Source organism: Halomonas sp. DP5Y7-2 (assembly GCF_019802025.1).
Taxonomy (GTDB): domain Bacteria; phylum Pseudomonadota; class Gammaproteobacteria; order Pseudomonadales; family Halomonadaceae; genus Halomonas; species Halomonas litopenaei_A.
In genome coordinates this window covers 528,281-543,055 of sequence record NZ_JAHVHY010000003.1, presented here as the reverse complement: position 1 = coordinate 543,055, position 14,775 = coordinate 528,281, and the positions used below count along the sequence as shown (strand labels likewise).

General features: G+C 62.1%; 15 protein-coding genes. 12 read left to right on the top strand and 3 right to left on the bottom strand.

Annotation, left to right across the window (positions count from 1 at the left end; all coding sequences use genetic code 11):
* Positions 1 to 4: 4 nt before the first annotated feature.
* Positions 5 to 610 (bottom strand): ribosome biogenesis GTP-binding protein YihA/YsxC, encoded by a 606-nt coding sequence (gene yihA, locus KUW18_RS06045; protein ID WP_206942291.1) that lies wholly within the window; start codon positions 608 to 610, stop codon positions 5 to 7.
* A gap of 242 nt (positions 611 to 852) precedes the next feature.
* Here yihA and KUW18_RS06040 point away from each other — a divergent pair, with 242 nt between their 5' ends.
* From KUW18_RS06040 to KUW18_RS06015, 6 genes are all read left to right on the top strand, one after another.
* Positions 853 to 1,473 (top strand): c-type cytochrome, encoded by a 621-nt coding sequence (locus KUW18_RS06040; RefSeq protein WP_206942289.1) that lies wholly within the window; start codon positions 853 to 855, stop codon positions 1,471 to 1,473.
* Between the two features lie 217 nt (positions 1,474 to 1,690).
* The gene (locus tag KUW18_RS06035; RefSeq protein WP_222237982.1) at positions 1,691 to 2,329 is read left to right on the top strand and encodes a thiol:disulfide interchange protein DsbA/DsbL; all 639 of its coding nucleotides are present in this window, start codon (positions 1,691 to 1,693) and stop codon (positions 2,327 to 2,329) included.
* A complete protein-coding gene (locus tag KUW18_RS06030) occupies positions 2,329 to 3,153 on the top strand; it encodes an endonuclease/exonuclease/phosphatase family protein (protein ID WP_206942286.1) in 825 nt (274 codons plus the stop codon). Before KUW18_RS06035 ends, KUW18_RS06030 begins: the two co-directional genes overlap by 1 nt.
* 215 nt (positions 3,154 to 3,368) lie before the next feature.
* Positions 3,369 to 3,929 carry a TRAP transporter small permease subunit gene (locus KUW18_RS06025; protein ID WP_206942285.1) on the top strand — a complete coding sequence of 187 codons (561 nt, stop codon included), beginning with the start codon at positions 3,369 to 3,371 and terminating at the stop codon, positions 3,927 to 3,929.
* Positions 3,930 to 5,333 carry a TRAP transporter large permease subunit gene (locus KUW18_RS06020; RefSeq protein WP_206942284.1) on the top strand — a complete coding sequence of 468 codons (1,404 nt, stop codon included), beginning with the start codon at positions 3,930 to 3,932 and terminating at the stop codon, positions 5,331 to 5,333.
* Positions 5,334 to 5,762: 429 nt separating this feature from the next.
* Positions 5,763 to 6,866 carry a TRAP transporter substrate-binding protein gene (locus tag KUW18_RS06015; protein WP_206942283.1) on the top strand — a complete coding sequence of 368 codons (1,104 nt, stop codon included), beginning with the start codon at positions 5,763 to 5,765 and terminating at the stop codon, positions 6,864 to 6,866.
* Between the two features lie 183 nt (positions 6,867 to 7,049).
* Here the strand turns inward: KUW18_RS06015 and KUW18_RS06010 are convergent, their stop codons facing one another.
* Positions 7,050 to 7,478, bottom strand: coding sequence for a YqaA family protein (locus tag KUW18_RS06010; protein ID WP_206942282.1), 429 nt, complete (start codon positions 7,476 to 7,478; stop codon positions 7,050 to 7,052).
* 59 nt (positions 7,479 to 7,537) lie between these two features.
* On the opposite strand from KUW18_RS06010, the gene thiD reads away from it, so the two are divergent.
* From thiD to KUW18_RS05985, 5 genes are all read left to right on the top strand, one after another.
* Positions 7,538 to 8,368: a bifunctional hydroxymethylpyrimidine kinase/phosphomethylpyrimidine kinase gene (thiD, locus tag KUW18_RS06005; protein ID WP_206942281.1), complete on the top strand. Its 831-nt coding sequence runs from the start codon at positions 7,538 to 7,540 to the stop codon at positions 8,366 to 8,368.
* Positions 8,369 to 8,506: 138 nt separating this feature from the next.
* Positions 8,507 to 9,352, top strand: a complete 846-nt coding sequence (locus KUW18_RS06000; RefSeq protein WP_206942271.1) for a universal stress protein — start codon at positions 8,507 to 8,509, stop codon at positions 9,350 to 9,352.
* Between the two features lie 97 nt (positions 9,353 to 9,449).
* The gene (locus KUW18_RS05995; RefSeq protein WP_222560995.1) at positions 9,450 to 10,070 is read left to right on the top strand and encodes a chalcone isomerase family protein; all 621 of its coding nucleotides are present in this window, start codon (positions 9,450 to 9,452) and stop codon (positions 10,068 to 10,070) included.
* A gap of 70 nt (positions 10,071 to 10,140) precedes the next feature.
* Positions 10,141 to 10,578, top strand: coding sequence for a D-aminoacyl-tRNA deacylase (dtd, locus tag KUW18_RS05990; protein ID WP_222237980.1), 438 nt, complete (start codon positions 10,141 to 10,143; stop codon positions 10,576 to 10,578).
* Positions 10,579 to 10,692: 114 nt separating this feature from the next.
* Positions 10,693 to 12,108, top strand: coding sequence for a uracil-xanthine permease family protein (locus KUW18_RS05985; protein ID WP_222560994.1), 1,416 nt, complete (start codon positions 10,693 to 10,695; stop codon positions 12,106 to 12,108).
* On the opposite strand, the gene KUW18_RS05980 is transcribed toward KUW18_RS05985, so the two are convergent.
* A complete protein-coding gene (locus tag KUW18_RS05980) occupies positions 12,091 to 14,043 on the bottom strand; it encodes an ABC-F family ATP-binding cassette domain-containing protein (protein ID WP_222238059.1) in 1,953 nt (650 codons plus the stop codon). The two genes, KUW18_RS05985 and KUW18_RS05980, sit on opposite strands and share 18 nt — an antisense overlap.
* Positions 14,044 to 14,118: 75 nt before the next feature.
* Between KUW18_RS05980 and KUW18_RS05975 the strand changes: the two genes are divergently transcribed.
* Positions 14,119 to 14,646 (top strand): TIGR02444 family protein, encoded by a 528-nt coding sequence (locus KUW18_RS05975; RefSeq protein WP_206942266.1) that lies wholly within the window; start codon positions 14,119 to 14,121, stop codon positions 14,644 to 14,646.
* Positions 14,647 to 14,775 lie beyond the last annotated feature (129 nt).

The window sequence follows — 14,775 nt, the reverse complement described above, 5'->3', positions numbered from 1 at the left end:
AGGCTCAGTCCTGGTCGAGCCACCCATCCAGACGTCGATGGGCGTCTTCAACCCCCTGACGCTTGAGTGCCGAGAATAACTGGACGCTGACCAGGTCTTCCCACTCGCGCAGACGAGACCGCACCTGCTGCAACGCATTCTTGGCCGCGCCCTGCTTCAACTTGTCTGCCTTGGTCAGCAGGATATGGACCGGGAGATCTCGCTCGTCCGCCACATCCAGCAGCGCAAGGTCAAATTCGGTCAGCGGATGCCGCACATCCATCACCAGCACAAGGCCGCGCAGTGATTGGCGCTTCTGCAGGTACTCCGCCAGGTGACGCTGCCACTCCAACTTTACCTTTTCAGGCACCTTGGCGTAGCCGTATCCCGGCAGGTCCACCAGACGCCGGTCCACGTTGTCGCCCAGCGAAAAGACATTGATCAGCTGTGTGCGTCCCGGCGTCTTGGACGTCCTGGCGAGCGCTTTCTGCTGGGTTATCGCATTGATGGCACTAGATTTTCCCGCATTGGAACGACCCGCAAAGGCCACTTCCACGCCGCTGTCTTCAGGGCAGCGGGCAAGGGTAGGGGCGCTGGTAAGAAATCGGGCCAAGGAGTAATTGAAAGCCATGAGATGGAAGAAATCCTGACGGTGGTCAAAAGTAGGGGCGAGGGCCCTGGCATTCCCGCCCTCAGGGTGTTTGGTTATAGTAAGCTTTGAGGCGGCTGCGACCCGGAGACCCATCTTACCATTGTGCTGCTGTTGCCAGCGACCGGCCTCAGCGCGGGCGCTTCCTCCTGCAACTCGGGCATGCCTCAAGGCCACGCCCCGCAGGACCGTGAAAACATCATAACGGCATAAGTGAACTAGCGATGAGACAGTTACTGGCAAGCCTGGCAATCTCCATCGGCGTCGTTGGCGCCGCCCATGCCGATCTTCAGAGTGACGCAGACGCCGCCGCTGGACGCGACAAGGCAACCGCCTGTGCCGCGTGTCACGGCCAGACCGGCGCCAGCATCGCGCCAACCTTCCCCAATCTGGCAGGACAGCAGGCCTCCTATCTGGCCAAGCAGATCCTCGATATTCGTGATGGCCATCGTCTGGTACCCCAGATGGCGGGTCAGGTGGACAACTTCAGCGACCAGGACGCCTGGGACGTGGCCGCCTTCTTCGCCGGCCAGGAGCCGGTGGTGGGCCAGGCCAAGGACGACGAGGCCTTGCTGGAACGCGGAGAAGCCCTCTATCGCGCGGGCGATCTCGCCAAGGGCATACCCGCCTGCAGTGCCTGCCATAGCCCCACCGGCAGTGGCATAGGCTCCGCGGTCTATCCGGCACTGTCCGGACAGCACGCGGGGTATGTGGTCACTACGTTGAAGGCCTTCGCCTCCGGTGATCGTGCCAACAGTCCTGGCGGCATGATGTCGGATATCGCCGCCAAGATGAGCGACGCCGACATGGAAGCCGTGGCCAACTACGTGCAAGGACTGCACTGACCGTCTTTATGGCGGATCAGCGGGGCGGCTCTTGAGCCGCCCCGCTTGCGTTTGGCGACACTCAGCGGCAACCCCATGGCCATTCGGGATATTCGGGAACCCTTCTAACGTTGTAGACTCAAAACAGCGTTCGCTTTGTGGCTTCAGCCTCAGGGGAGCAGAACTGCTGCTCGCCGGTCGCGGAAGTACACCGTCTATTTCAAGGAGACATACTGACATGCTGAAGTCACTGATGATGGGCCTGGTAGGCCTGGGCCTGTCCACCATGGCTGCTGCTGCCCCGGTCACTGAAGGCAAGGACTACACCGTTGCACCCAACACCGTTCAGCTGGGCAGCGATGACAGCAAGATCAACGTGACCGAGGTGTTCTGGTATGGCTGCCCTCACTGCTACGCGCTGGAAGATCCGCTGAACGCCTGGGTGGCAGACCTGCCCGAAGACGTGGAATTCGAACGCATGCCGGCCACCCTGGGGGAAACCTGGGTCAAGCACGCTCGTGCCTTCTATGCTGCCCAACAGCTGGAGATTCTCGACGAGGTCCACGAGGATTTCTTTGACGCCATCCACCAGGAAGGCGAGCAGCTGACCGACCCGGACGATATTGCGGCCTTCTTCAGCGACTACGGCGTCAGCGAAGAGGATGCCCTCAAGGCCCTGGATGGATTCGGCGTCAAATCGCAGATCAACCGCGCCAGCGCGACCATGCGTAACCTGCAGCTGATGGGAGTTCCGGCACTGATCGTCGATGGCCGCTACATCGTATCGCCCAGCAACGCTGGCAGCCTCGACAATATGCCGCGCATCGCCGAAGCGCTGGTGGAGCAGGTTCGCGAAGAACGCGAGGCCGCGCAGTAATGAGCTCCCTGGCCGAGGAACATCACCCTACCCTCGAAGGAGGTCACCTGAGACTGGTGACCTTCAACCTTCAGGTGGGCATTCAAACCTCGGCCTACCACCATTATCTGACACGCAGCTGGCAGCACCTGTTGCCACATCCCCAGCGGCAACGTCGCCTGGACATGATGGCTGAGGTGCTGTCGCACTTTGACATGGTGGGACTGCAGGAGGTGGATGGGGGCAGCTTTCGCTCGAGCCAGGTGAATCAGCTGACCTACCTGGCACGGCAAGGAGGCTTCCCTCACCACTACCAGCAGCTGAACCGCAATCTCGGCCGTATCGCGCAACATAGCAACGGCCTGCTGTCGCGCCTGACACCTAGCCGTATCGAGGAACACCGACTACCGGGAACGCTTCCCGGCCGCGGTGCCATCCACGCTCGCTTCGGTGAGGGCCCCGAGGCGCTACACCTCTTTGTGGCACACCTGGCCCTAGGCCAGCGCACCCAGAACCTGCAGCTCGACTACTTGAGTGAATTGATCCAGCCCCTCAAGCATGTGGTGGTGATGGGCGATCTGAACTGCACACCAGAGCGCTTGCATGCCCATGATCGATTCTGCGCATCGTTGCCGCTGCATCCGGTGCATCCGCCGCTGAGCTACCCGTCCTGGCGCCCCAGTCGTGCGCTGGACCATATTCTGCTGTCGTCCTCTCTCGAGGCCGACGAGGTCGAGGTCCTCGACCGGCTGTTTTCCGACCATCTGCCCGTCGCGGTGGATATTCGCCTGCCAGATCCCTGCCTGAAGGCCATTCGCGCCTGCCATTCCCAACAACTCGCCTGAACCGAGCATCACACGACCGATACCGCGGCAAGGCTCGACTTTCGATGCCATGACAGTGCTACCTTGCCTGCCGTATAGTCAGCGTTGATGCGCGCCACCCTGTGCAACGGGTCCCGCGTGCAACACTATCCAAGACGCCAGGCCGCTCCGCGCTTCCCCGCGCGCGGATGCGCTGCCTGAAACAAGATCGCCCTGACACTATCTTGCGAGCTCACATGTCCACAACCTCCGGCTTGCCGGGGCCACTGGCGGCCCTCGACGCCTTGATCGAACGCCTGGGTAGAGGCCTCTCCTGGCTCATTCTGGCGATGATGATCATTCAGTTCCTGATCGTCATTCTGCGCTATGCCTTCAGCGTCAACAGCATTCCCATGCAGGAATCGGTGATGTACATGCATGCCACCGTCTTCATGCTGGCGGCGGCCTACACCCTGCGGCATGGCGGACATGTGCGCGTCGATATCTTTTACCGGGCCATGTCGGCACGTAAAAAAGCCCTGGTCGATCTGCTGGGCACGCTGTTCCTGTTACTTCCGGTGATGGTGTTCGTCATCGCCACCAGCCTTGGCTACGTCGGCAAATCCTGGGCCATTTTCGAGGGTTCCCCCGATGCCGGCGGCATCCCCGGCGTGTTCCTGCTGAAGACCCTGATACCGGCCTTTGCGCTACTGATGATCCTGCAGGGGATCGTTGAAATCTGCCGCAATTCTCTCATCCTTAGCGGGCGCCTGACCCCGGACGAAGCCCCCCACGATGCCAACGAGGAGCACCTGTAAATGCTGGAGTTCATGCCACTGGTGCTGTTCGCGGTCATCTGTACGGTCCTGATGTTCGGCTATCCGGTCGCGCTGTCGCTGGCCGGCACCGCGCTGGCCTTCGCCGGTCTTGGCTTCGGCCTCGAGTCCATCGGTATCGACGCCAATTTTGATGGCAGCTATCTCAACGCCTTCCCCAACCGACTCTACGGCATCATGACCAACACGACGCTGTTGGCGGTGCCGCTGTTTGTCTTGATGGGCGTGCTGCTGGAAAAGTCCCGGGTCGCCGAGACCCTGCTTGACGCCATGGCACTGCTGTTCGGCTCGCTGCGCGGGGGACTGGGCATCTCGGTGACCATCGTCGGCATGATGCTGGCGGCCTCCACCGGGATCGTCGGTGCCACCGTCGTCACCATGGGGTTGATGTCGCTTCCCACCATGCTGAAGCGTGGCTACAGCCAGTCCCTGGCCACCGGCACTATCTGCGCTACCGGCACGCTAGGACAGATCATTCCCCCTTCCATCGCCCTGGTCCTGCTGGGTGACGTGCTCTCCAGCGCCTATCAGCAGGCCCAGCTATCCATGGGTATCTTCAGTCCCAAGACGGTGTCCGTCGGCGACCTGTTCATGGGTGCGCTGGTGCCAGGCCTGATTCTGGTGCTGGTCTACATCGTTTACGTGAGCCTGGTGGCGATGTTCAAGCCCAGCGCAGCACCCGCGGCTGATCGCCAGGAGCTGATGGCGGAAATGGGCCATACCTCGGGCCTGGGTCTACTGTTGCTCAAGGGGCTCGTACCACCCATCGTGCTGATTGTCGCGGTACTGGGCTCTATCCTGACCGGCCTGGCGACCCCCACAGAAGCGTCCGCCGTTGGTGCCTTTGGTGCTTTCGTGCTGGCCCTGGCCTATCGTCGCCTCGACATGGCCACCCTCAAGGAAGTGCTGCGCTCCACCACCCATGTCACCACCATGGTCTTCCTCATTCTGATTGGGGCGGCCCTGTTCTCGCTGGTATTTCGTGCCTACGGGGGTGAGGAACTGGTGACTCACCTGTTCGAGAACATGCCTGGCGGCGTCGTCGGTGCCACCATCATCGTGATGCTGGTCATCTTCCTGCTCGGCTTCATTCTCGACTTCATCGAGATCACCTTTGTGGTCGTGCCGATCGTCGGCCCCATTCTGCTGGCCATGGGCCTCGACCCGATCTGGCTCGGTATCATGATCGCGATCAACCTGCAGACCTCGTTTCTGACCCCACCGTTTGGTTTCGCGCTGTTCTACCTGCGCGGGGTCGCTCCGGAATCCGTTCCGACGTCTGCCATCTATCGTGGTGTGATTCCGTTCATCGTACTGCAGCTGGGAATGCTGCTGGCGCTGGCGTTCTTCCCGGGCCTTGCCACCTGGCTGCCGGAGCAGTTCTAACTCGGGATATGCTGTTCAAGGAGGCCGGGAGAGCGCGGTCACAAGCGGCTCCCGGCTCTTTCCGGCGCTTTCAGACAGGAACATGGGGCATCATCATGGCCATGGGCGTGCGCATACCGCACGCAATGGCGCCCGCGTTGGCGATGCGTGGACGGCGCCAGTCACGTGCACCACGGCGCGGCATCTATAGTAGCTGCATCGCCATAGCGACCCTTGCCTACACGCTATATCAAAGGGCTATAGCCAAGAGCTATACCCAAGGGCTATACCCAAGGGCTATATCCAAGAGCCCTATCAAAGGGCTATATCAACAAGACGCATGACCGAGCATCATGACGCTGCCGACATCCCGGCAGCGCCATTCACCCGCTGGCCCTACCCCGGCCGGCAGGTCCCGACAACGCCAACACCATATAAAAGGGGACTTACATGCAACGCAGCTCAATCGCCAAGGCCATTACCCTCGCCAGTGCCACCGGCCTTATGCTGATCGGTGCCCAGGCACAGGCTCAGGACACCTTCGAGTGGAAACTGGTAACGTCCTGGCCCAAGAACTTTCCCGGCGTTGGCCAAGGCCCGGAGCGCCTGGCCAAGCTGGTGGAAGAAATGTCGGACGGTCGACTGACCATTGAAGTGTTCGGCGCCGGCCAGCTGGTTCCCGGCTTCGAGGTCTTCGACGCAGTAGCGGAAGGCACTGCGCAGATGGGCCATTCCGCGTCGTACTACTGGAAGGGCAAGGCACCCGCTGCCCAGTTCTTCGCTGCCGTTCCGTTTGGCATGAATGCTCAGGAAATGAACGCCTGGCTGCACTATGGCGGCGGCCTGGAGCTGTGGAACGAGCTCTACGACGACTTCGGGGTAGAAGTCATGGCGGCCGGCGCCTCCGGCGTGCAGATGGGCGGGTGGTACAACAAGGAGATCAACTCGGTCGCCGACCTGGACGGTCTCAAGATGCGTATGCCTGGCCTCGGTGGCGAGGTCATGAACCGCATGGGCGTGGCCATCGTCAACATGCCAGGCGGCGAAATCTTCACCTCGCTGCAATCCGGCGCCATCGATGCCACCGAGTGGATCGGCCCCTACAACGACCTGGCCTTTGGCCTTCACCAGGCCGCCGAATACTATTACTACCCGGGCTGGCATGAGCCCACGGTCATGTTCGAAGCCATCATCAACGATGACGCTCTGGCAGAACTGCCTGCCGACTTGCAGGCGATCCTGCGTAGCGCGGTTCGCGACGTCAACCAGGACGTACTCGACGAGTACACCGCACGTAATAACGACGCCCTGGCAACGCTGATCAACGAGCACGACGTTCAGCTGCGCAAGCTGCCTGATGATGTCCTTGCTCAGGCTCAGGAGATTTCCGCCGAGGTCGTGCAGGAACTCGCCGACTCCAGCGATATCGCCGGCCGCATCTACGAGTCCTATCGCGAGTTTCAGGACAAGGTCGTGAATTACCACGCCATTTCCGAACAGGCCTACTACAACGCCCGTAACCCGGACGGCGGCACCAGTCTCGGCCAGGAGTAATCCGCGTCGACCATCGCCGTCAGCGGTGATATCGACAGCAGAAGGGCTGCCATTCGGCAGCCCTTCTGCTATCCCCGGCTAGGCCGGGGCTTCCGTCAAGCCTGGGTTTGGCTAAAAGGCTTGGCTATAGGGCTTGGCTACAGTGCCCGGCTATAGGGCTTGGTGGTAGGTCCTGGTCCAGGCTCAGGCGCCACACGAGAAGTAGCTGTCCGCTAACCACAGTACCAGCGCATAGCGCCCCCCCTTGCTCACCAGAATCCACACCAACGCGCGCCACCAAGGTAGCCGCGCGATTCCCGCCAGCACGGTCAGTGGATCTCCTATTACCGGCACCCAGGCCAGCAGCAGACTGGCTTCTCCCCCCTTGCGATACCAGCGCTGCGCCCGCGCCAGTCCCTGCGGCGATGCCGGAAACCACCGCCGATCCACGTAGTGGGTGGCATAGCGCCCCAGACCCACGTTGATCAAGCTCCCCAAGGTGTTGCCCAGCGTCGCCACCCACCACAGTGCCAACGGCGACTCGCCACGGCACCACAGTGCCGTCAGCCACACCTCGGAGCCGCCCGGCAACAAGGTCGCACTGGCCATCGCTACCACAAACAGACTGAACATGGCTCCCTCGACCTGGTCTCTTGTATCCTGTGGGTCCTGCTGACTTTCCGGTGCCGTTCATGTCCCAGCTCACAGCCATCCCCCACACTCTGACCATTGCCGGCTCTGACCCGTCCGGTGGCGCAGGTCTGCAAGGTGACCTCAAGACGCTGTCGGCGCTAGGCACCTATGCCACCAATGTGATTACCGCGGTGATCGCGCAGAATACCTGTGGGGTCCGCGAGGTGCACCCGGTGACGGCCGCCAGCATCCGCGTTCAGCTCGACCACTTGCTCGATGATGTCCGCGTCGACGCGGTCAAGATCGGTATGGTGGCAAGCCGCGACGTCGCCGAGGTGCTGCGCGAAGCGCTTGAGGCCCGGCGTCCGCGCTGGATCGTGCTGGACCCGGTCATGGTCGCCAAGAGTGGCGATATTCTGGTCGACGAGGCGGGGATTAGCGCCGTACGCGACATTCTGGTGCCGCTGGCTGACGTCATCACGCCCAACCTGCCCGAGGCTGCCGTATTACTTGACCGGCCCATCCCCACCAGTGCAGATGACATGGAAGCCATGCTGCCAGCACTGACCGCGCTATCGGCGCCCTATGTCCTGCTCAAGGGAGGCCACCTCGACGGTGACAGCTGCCCTGACCTGCTCGCCTCGCCCACCGGGGAGCGGTGGCTACCTGCACCACGCATCGATACTCAAAACCTGCATGGCACAGGCTGCGCGCTGTCGTCTGCCATCACCGCCAAACTGGCCCACCTGCCGCACGACGCCCAGGAAGCCCAGATTATCGACGCCATCGGCGATGCCAAGCGCTGGCTGCACCAGGCACTGGATGCCAGTCGCCGGCTGTCCGTGGGGCACGGACGGGGCCCGGTTCACCACTTCCACGCCTGGTGGTAGCCGCTACCTTCTGTTGTCGTCCAGGCTTAGGGATCAGATCATCATGCGCTGACATCAGTGGTACCTTGGAGCGCTTGCGCGAATCGGCATGCCCACCCATGCTGAAGGTTCCTCCACTGGCGTTCTGAGGGCAGAGCCATGACTCGCTCCCTGCTGTTTGCCTGTGACCTGTCAGCCGAAAACCGCTCCGCCTTTGGCCGTGCCATTCGCCTGGCCAACGACATGGGCGCACGCCTGGACGTACTTCACGTCCTTGACCCCTATCTGCCACGGCGGGTGCTGCGTGACCTGGAAGGTGCCGTCGTCGATGACATCCATGCCATCGCCACGGATCTGCGTGAAGACTATGCGCTGAATGAACCGCCTCTGTTGGTGCAGACCGTGACCGGGGCTCCCTACGCCGAAATCATACGCGAGGCCCACGAGCGCAGCGCCGAGATGATCATTCTTGGCACTCACCGCAAGCGGGGTCACCCTGACCTGATCGGTGGCACCACCCTGGCCAGAGTGTTGCTCAGCGCACCCTGTCCGGTGCTGACCGTCAGCCAACCTCCTTCTGCGCCCTGGACTGACATCCTCGTGCCGGTCGACTTCTCGCTGACCTGCCGACGCACGCTACGCGAAACCCTGCGTCATTTCCCGGAGTCACGCCTCGAGCTTCTGCACGCCTGGGACGTGCCTGGCGAGCGCGAGCTGGGCTCCGACGCGGAGTTTGCCCAATGGCGCGACCGGGAAGTCATTCGCCTGCGACACCAGCTCGAACATGAAATTGATCAGCTGATGGCAGAGTTTGAACGAGTGCCTGAGCTGGAGCTGGTACTGGAGCAAGGTGATCCACTGGATGTACTGATCGCCCATCTCCGGCGCCAACCTCCTGACCTGCTGGCACTGGGCAACCGCAGTCAGGCTGGACGTCGCAGCCAGATCACCAAGCGCCTGCTGGCAGAGCCGCGCTGCGACATCATGCTGTGTCGAGCCTGGTAATCGCCGACGGGTAAGGCGCAGCAAGATATACAAAACCTGTACAAGCAACGCATCCTTTGCCATGATCTGTACAACATCGTGCCAGAGGACGTGTCTCATGCCCCCGCGCCAGCCCCAGCAACATCCGCTCACTCGACTGATTGCCGCCATCAGCCTCATGACGTGTCTGACACTGACCATGGCGCTGCCCCCCAAAGCCGAAGCCCAATCCACCACCGCGAACGCACCGCAGGTACAGGTCAAGGGCGCCAGCTTTGCGCGAACGATTGAAGGTGATCGGCGCTACGGCATGCTCGGTCATGGCCTGTTCACCTATATGGTGTGGGACGCCTACGCCGGCGCCTACTACCAGGCCGCAGGCTTTCCTCGACCGGCGCCGCTATCCGATGTCCCGAGACAGTTGGTGCTGCATTACTTCCATGCCATCGACGCCGAGGACTTCGCCGAGGCGACCACTCGCACGGTGCGCGAGCAGGTCAACGAGGTGAATTTCGACAGCGTGCGCTCAGAGCTATCTCGCCTGACAGACAGCTATCGCGACGTTCAGCCTGGGGATCGCTACGCCTTGCGCTGGAGCGGCGAGCAGCTCACCCTCTCGCTCAATGGAACGCCGCTGTTCCAGAGCCCCAACCTGGAACTGGCCATCGCCATGTTCGCCATCTGGTTGGGCAGCGATCCGTTGGACGATGGCTTCCGTGATGCGCTTCTCGGGCGCTGATCGGCGCCTTCTGCCTACCCTTACCTCTCCGTGCTAGGCTGATGCCCTTTTCAGCCAAGGCACTCGCATCATGAAAGCTCTGATTCAGCGCGTCAGACGCGCCAGCGTCGATGTCGACGATCGCACCATTGGCGCCATCGATCACGGCCTCCTGGCCCTTGTAGGCGTCGAGAAAGGCGACGACGAGGCGGCGGCCGAACGGCTACTGCACAAGCTGCTGCACTACCGTGTGTTCGGCGACGACGATGACAAGATGAATCTCAACCTCCAGCAGGCCGGCGGCGGGCTCCTGCTGGTGTCGCAATTCACCCTTGCGGCTGACACACGCAAGGGCCTGAGACCCAGTTTTTCCAGCGCAGCCCCTCCTGCGGAAGGCGAACGCCTCTTCCACTACCTGCTTGATCTGGCGAACCAGCGCCACAGCCCCGTCGCCTGTGGACAGTTCGGAGCCAACATGCAGGTAGCGCTGGTCAACGACGGTCCGGTGACCTTCCTGCTGGAAAGCTAGGGGTCGTGACACGTCGCAATACGCTGACATGACCGTCATCGAAAACGTCGCTTGATGTTCATGGAAACATTTACCACAATTATCTGTATACAATAACAACGGATGATAGTATCCATGACACACCAGCGACATGTCGCCAGCCGCTCGGTCTTCGACTTCCACGGCAGGCCCCCCATGAGCCGTGCCCTGCCGTTATCATTGCAGCACATCCTCGCCATGATCATGGGCACCATTACCGTGCCCATCATCGTGGCAGGCACCGTGGGTGCATCGGTGGCCCAAACACTGATGCTGATTCAGGTCTCCCTAATGGCGTCAGCGGTGTCCACGTTAATCCAGCTGTTTGGTGTCTGGCGCTTCGGCGCCCGCTTGCCGACCATCTTTGGCGTGGGCTTCGCCTATGTCCCCACCTTGACGGCGGTAGGCGCACAGTTTGGCCTGGAAGGTATCCTCGGCGCCCAGCTGTGTGGCGGGATCGCCATGCTGCTGGTGGGCATCGGCATTCGACCGCTGCGGCATCTCTTCCCGCCGGTGGTCGCCGGCGTGGTGGTGCTGGTCATCGGCCTATCCTTGTATGACATCGCCATCCACTACATGGCCGGAGGACGCAACAGCCCCGACTATGGAGGCGGACAGCAATGGCTGGTTGCCCTGGTCACGCTCGCCGTCGTATTGGGGGTGTCCCAATTCGGCCGAGGCTTTATCAAGCTGGCGGCGATCATCTGCGGCATCGTGGTCGGCTACGTTCTGGCACTGGCCCTTGGCATGGTCGATTTCACTGCCGTGAAGCAGGCCGCCTGGTTCAGCGCCCCACGCCTGCTACCGGTATCGCTCGACTTCGCCCCTGCCGCCATCCTGTCCATGGTGATCATCTGCGTGGTCAACTCGGTCCAGACCATTGGCGACCTGTCGGCAACCACCATCGGTGGCATGAACCGTGAGCTGGGTCATCGGGAACTCTCGGGAGGACTGCTTGGCAACGGGATCTGTACCCTGGTTGGCGCTCTGTTCGCCGCCCTGCCGACAGCGTCCTTCAGCCAAAACGTCGGCATTGTGGCCATGACCAAGGTCGTCAGCCGTTCCGTATTGGCACTGGCAGCGGTATTCATGCTGGCGGCGGGGCTGATTCCCAAGTTCGGCGCGCTGATGACCACCATTCCCTATCCCGTGCTGGGGGGCGCTACCATCACGGTATTCGGGATGATCACCATGACAGGCATCCAACTGCTGACGCGGGATGAGTTGTCAGGCCGCAACATGACCATCGCCAGCCTGTCCCTGGCACTGGGGCTCGGCCTGGCCGCCGCGCCTGAAGCGATGCAGGCCCTGCCGAGTACCTTGCAGCTCGCTCTGGGCAGCTCACCGATTGTGGTGGCGGCCCTCAGCGCCGTCACCCTCAACCTGGTGCTGCCGCAGACCAGCCTGGCAGACGAGCAGGCAGAACGGCAGCGCATGGCGGCGCGAATGGATGCACAAGATGCGGCCTCGCCCGGACACACCGAGGAGGTCCCCTCAGTCTCCGCTCGCTAGCGCGTCCTGCATCTCCTCGAGTGCCTCTTCGGCGGCCAGCCACTCGGCCTCAAGGTCGTCGAGGCGGGCCTTGAGCTCGCCCTGGCGACCCAGGCATTCGGTCAACTCCTGCTTGCGAGCGGTATCGGTGTACAGCGACGCGTCCCCCAGCCGTTCCTCGACCTCGGCGAGCTCAGCCTGCACACCCTCCATGGCCTTTTCCGCACGATCACGCTCGCGCTTCAGGGGCCTTAGCTTCTCTCTCAGCTCGGCGGCGGCTCGGCGGGAGGCCTTGCGATCTTCCTTGGGTGCTGCCTGCGCGGCGTCCGCCTTGTCGGCCTTCTCTTCCCGGGCGATGCGCCGGGCCGTCTCCAGGCGCGTCTTCAACCAGACGCGATAGTCCTCGAGGTCACCGTCGAAGGGCTCTACCCGATGATCCGCCACCTTCCAGAACTCGTCCACCGTGGCCTTGAGCAGATGGCGGTCGTGGGACACCACGATAACCGTGCCATCAAAGGACGCCAGCGCTTCCGTCAGCGCTTCGCGCATCTCGAGATCGAGGTGGTTGGTGGGCTCGTCCAACAGCAGCAGGTTGGGCTTCTGCCAGGCGATCAAGGCCAGTGCCAGGCGCGCTTTCTCGCCCCCGGAGAAGGTATCGACCTTGGCAAAGACATCGTCGCCTGGAAACCCGAAGCCTCCCAGGAACTGACGGATGTCGCTGTCAGCGGCCTTGGGCGACAGACGCTGGACGTGGGTGAACGGCGACGCCTGCAGATCGAGGCCTTCCAGCTGGTGCTGGGCAAAGTAGCCTACGGCGAGGTGTTCGCCGGGCACACGCCGCCCCTCCAGCAGGGGCAGGTCGCCGGTCAACGACTTGATCAGGGTGGACTTGCCTGCGCCATTGGGCCCAAGCAGACCAATACGCTGGCCCGGCAACAGCGTCAGCTTGACGTTGGACAGCTGAACGCGCTGACCGCCGTCCGCCTGCTGATAGCCTAACGCGGCATCGTCGATCACCAGCAGCGGGTGGGAGGTCTTCTCTGCCGCCGGCAGGGTGAAATGAAACGGAGAATCGACGTGAGCAAGGGCGATATCGCCCATGCGCTCGAGCATCTTCAAGCGGCTTTGCGCCTGCCGTGCCTTGGTCGCCTTGTAGCGAAAGCGAGCAACGAACTTTTCGATTTCCTCCCGCCTGGCCTGCTGTTTCTCGGCCTGGGCCTGCTGCAGCGCCAGCTTTTCGGCGCGGGTGCGCTCGAAGGTCGTGTAATTGCCCCGATACAGCACCAGCTGGCGACGATCGAAGTGAACGATGTGGTCACAGACGGCATCGAGAAAGTCGCGATCGTGAGAAATCAGCAGCAGAGTCCCCGGGTAACGCGTCAGCCACTGCTCCAGCCACAGCAGGGCATCCAGGTCCAGGTGGTTGGTAGGCTCATCCAGCAGCAGCACGTCAGAGGGCATGAACAGGGTGCGCGCCAGGTTGGCGCGCATTCTCCAGCCGCCGGAGAATGCCGACAGCGGCTTGTCCAGATCCTGCTGAGCGAAGCCAAGGCCCACCAGCAATTGGGCGGCACGGGCCGGCGCGCTGTAGCCATCCAGCGCCTCGATGGCCCCATGCAGCTCCGCCTCGCGATGATGGTCACCCTCCGTCTGGGCGGAGGCCAGAGCCGCTTCGGTGCGGCGCAGCTCGGCATCGCCATCCAGCACGTATTCCACGATGGGCCGGGTCAGCGCCTCGACCTCCTGGGCCATATGGGCGATGCGCTGACCGCCGCTCATTTCAATCGCGCCCTTGTCGGCGCCGATCTCGCCCAGGATCAGCCCGAACAGGCTCGACTTGCCGGCGCCATTGGGCCCCACAATACCGGCCTTGTGCCCCGCATGCAGGGTCAGGTCGGCACCTTCGAACAGTGGCTCGGCGCCACGTTGCAGGGTGACTTGGCGCAGTGCAATCATCATGGCTCCATCGAACTAGGCCCGTCGGGCCTGTTACCCGCGAGCATCTGACTGAAAATAAGGAAGGATGTCATCTTGCCCACCGATTCTACCGAATTCGCCGCGCAGCTGCGTCCCCGTCTAGCCTCAGACCCGCTATGGGAGTTTGCCCTGGCTCTCTATGCCAGGCCGGGGGTAGAGCCGTCGTGCCTGATCCTGCAGGACGAGCACGGCTGGGATGTGTGTGAGCTGATCTGGCGCTGCTGGCTGTTTCGCCATGGTGCCACGACAGGCCCGGTTCCAGCGGACGTCAGCGACTGGCAGCAAACGGTGACGGTTCCATTGCGCCAGCTTCGTCGCCAACTCAAGCGTGCCGCCCAGCACGAACCGAGCATCGCGAGTGTGCGCTCAAGCATCCAGCGCGCAGAACTCGAAGCGGAGCGTCAATGCCTCGAGATGCTCATGAAAATTAGCCTTGAGGGGCTTGCTTTTACCCCCTTGCCAGAGCCAAGACCACGCCTTGAAAAAGTTCTTCTTTCTTGCAGCGAACGACAGAAAAAAACGCAATTTACGGCCCTGAGAAGCATGGAAAGCCAGCTTGACCCTCTTCCTTCAGCGCGCTAGCCTGAACTTAACTGCATGAGAATTACTGCATTTTTTGCAGAATCTAACCCGCTGAAGCCAAAGCGGTGTAGCGCGTTGTTCAGTGCGCGCTCAACCTGCCCCTAGCTCCAACACCTGCAGAGGAACCAC

What these genes read in the sequence shown, in the direction of transcription:
- KUW18_RS06000 (WP_206942271.1), top strand. Translation starts at nt 8,507, where the DNA reads ATGACTCGCTCCCTGCTGTTTGCCTGTGACCTGTCAGCCGAAAACCGC.
- KUW18_RS06035 (WP_222237982.1), top strand. Translation starts at nt 1,691, where the DNA reads ATGCTGAAGTCACTGATGATGGGCCTGGTAGGCCTGGGCCTGTCCACC.
- KUW18_RS06015 (WP_206942283.1), top strand. Translation starts at nt 5,763, where the DNA reads ATGCAACGCAGCTCAATCGCCAAGGCCATTACCCTCGCCAGTGCCACC.
- KUW18_RS05985 (WP_222560994.1), top strand. Translation starts at nt 10,693, where the DNA reads ATGACACACCAGCGACATGTCGCCAGCCGCTCGGTCTTCGACTTCCAC.
- thiD (WP_206942281.1), top strand. Translation starts at nt 7,538, where the DNA reads ATGTCCCAGCTCACAGCCATCCCCCACACTCTGACCATTGCCGGCTCT.
- KUW18_RS05980 (WP_222238059.1), bottom strand. Translation starts at nt 14,043, where the DNA reads ATGATTGCACTGCGCCAAGTCACCCTGCAACGTGGCGCCGAGCCACTG.
- KUW18_RS06030 (WP_206942286.1), top strand. Translation starts at nt 2,329, where the DNA reads ATGAGCTCCCTGGCCGAGGAACATCACCCTACCCTCGAAGGAGGTCAC.
- dtd (WP_222237980.1), top strand. Translation starts at nt 10,141, where the DNA reads ATGAAAGCTCTGATTCAGCGCGTCAGACGCGCCAGCGTCGATGTCGAC.
- yihA (WP_206942291.1), bottom strand. Translation starts at nt 610, where the DNA reads ATGGCTTTCAATTACTCCTTGGCCCGATTTCTTACCAGCGCCCCTACC.
- KUW18_RS06020 (WP_206942284.1), top strand. Translation starts at nt 3,930, where the DNA reads ATGCTGGAGTTCATGCCACTGGTGCTGTTCGCGGTCATCTGTACGGTC.
- KUW18_RS05995 (WP_222560995.1), top strand. Translation starts at nt 9,450, where the DNA reads ATGCCCCCGCGCCAGCCCCAGCAACATCCGCTCACTCGACTGATTGCC.
- KUW18_RS06040 (WP_206942289.1), top strand. Translation starts at nt 853, where the DNA reads ATGAGACAGTTACTGGCAAGCCTGGCAATCTCCATCGGCGTCGTTGGC.
- KUW18_RS06025 (WP_206942285.1), top strand. Translation starts at nt 3,369, where the DNA reads ATGTCCACAACCTCCGGCTTGCCGGGGCCACTGGCGGCCCTCGACGCC.
- KUW18_RS06010 (WP_206942282.1), bottom strand. Translation starts at nt 7,478, where the DNA reads ATGTTCAGTCTGTTTGTGGTAGCGATGGCCAGTGCGACCTTGTTGCCG.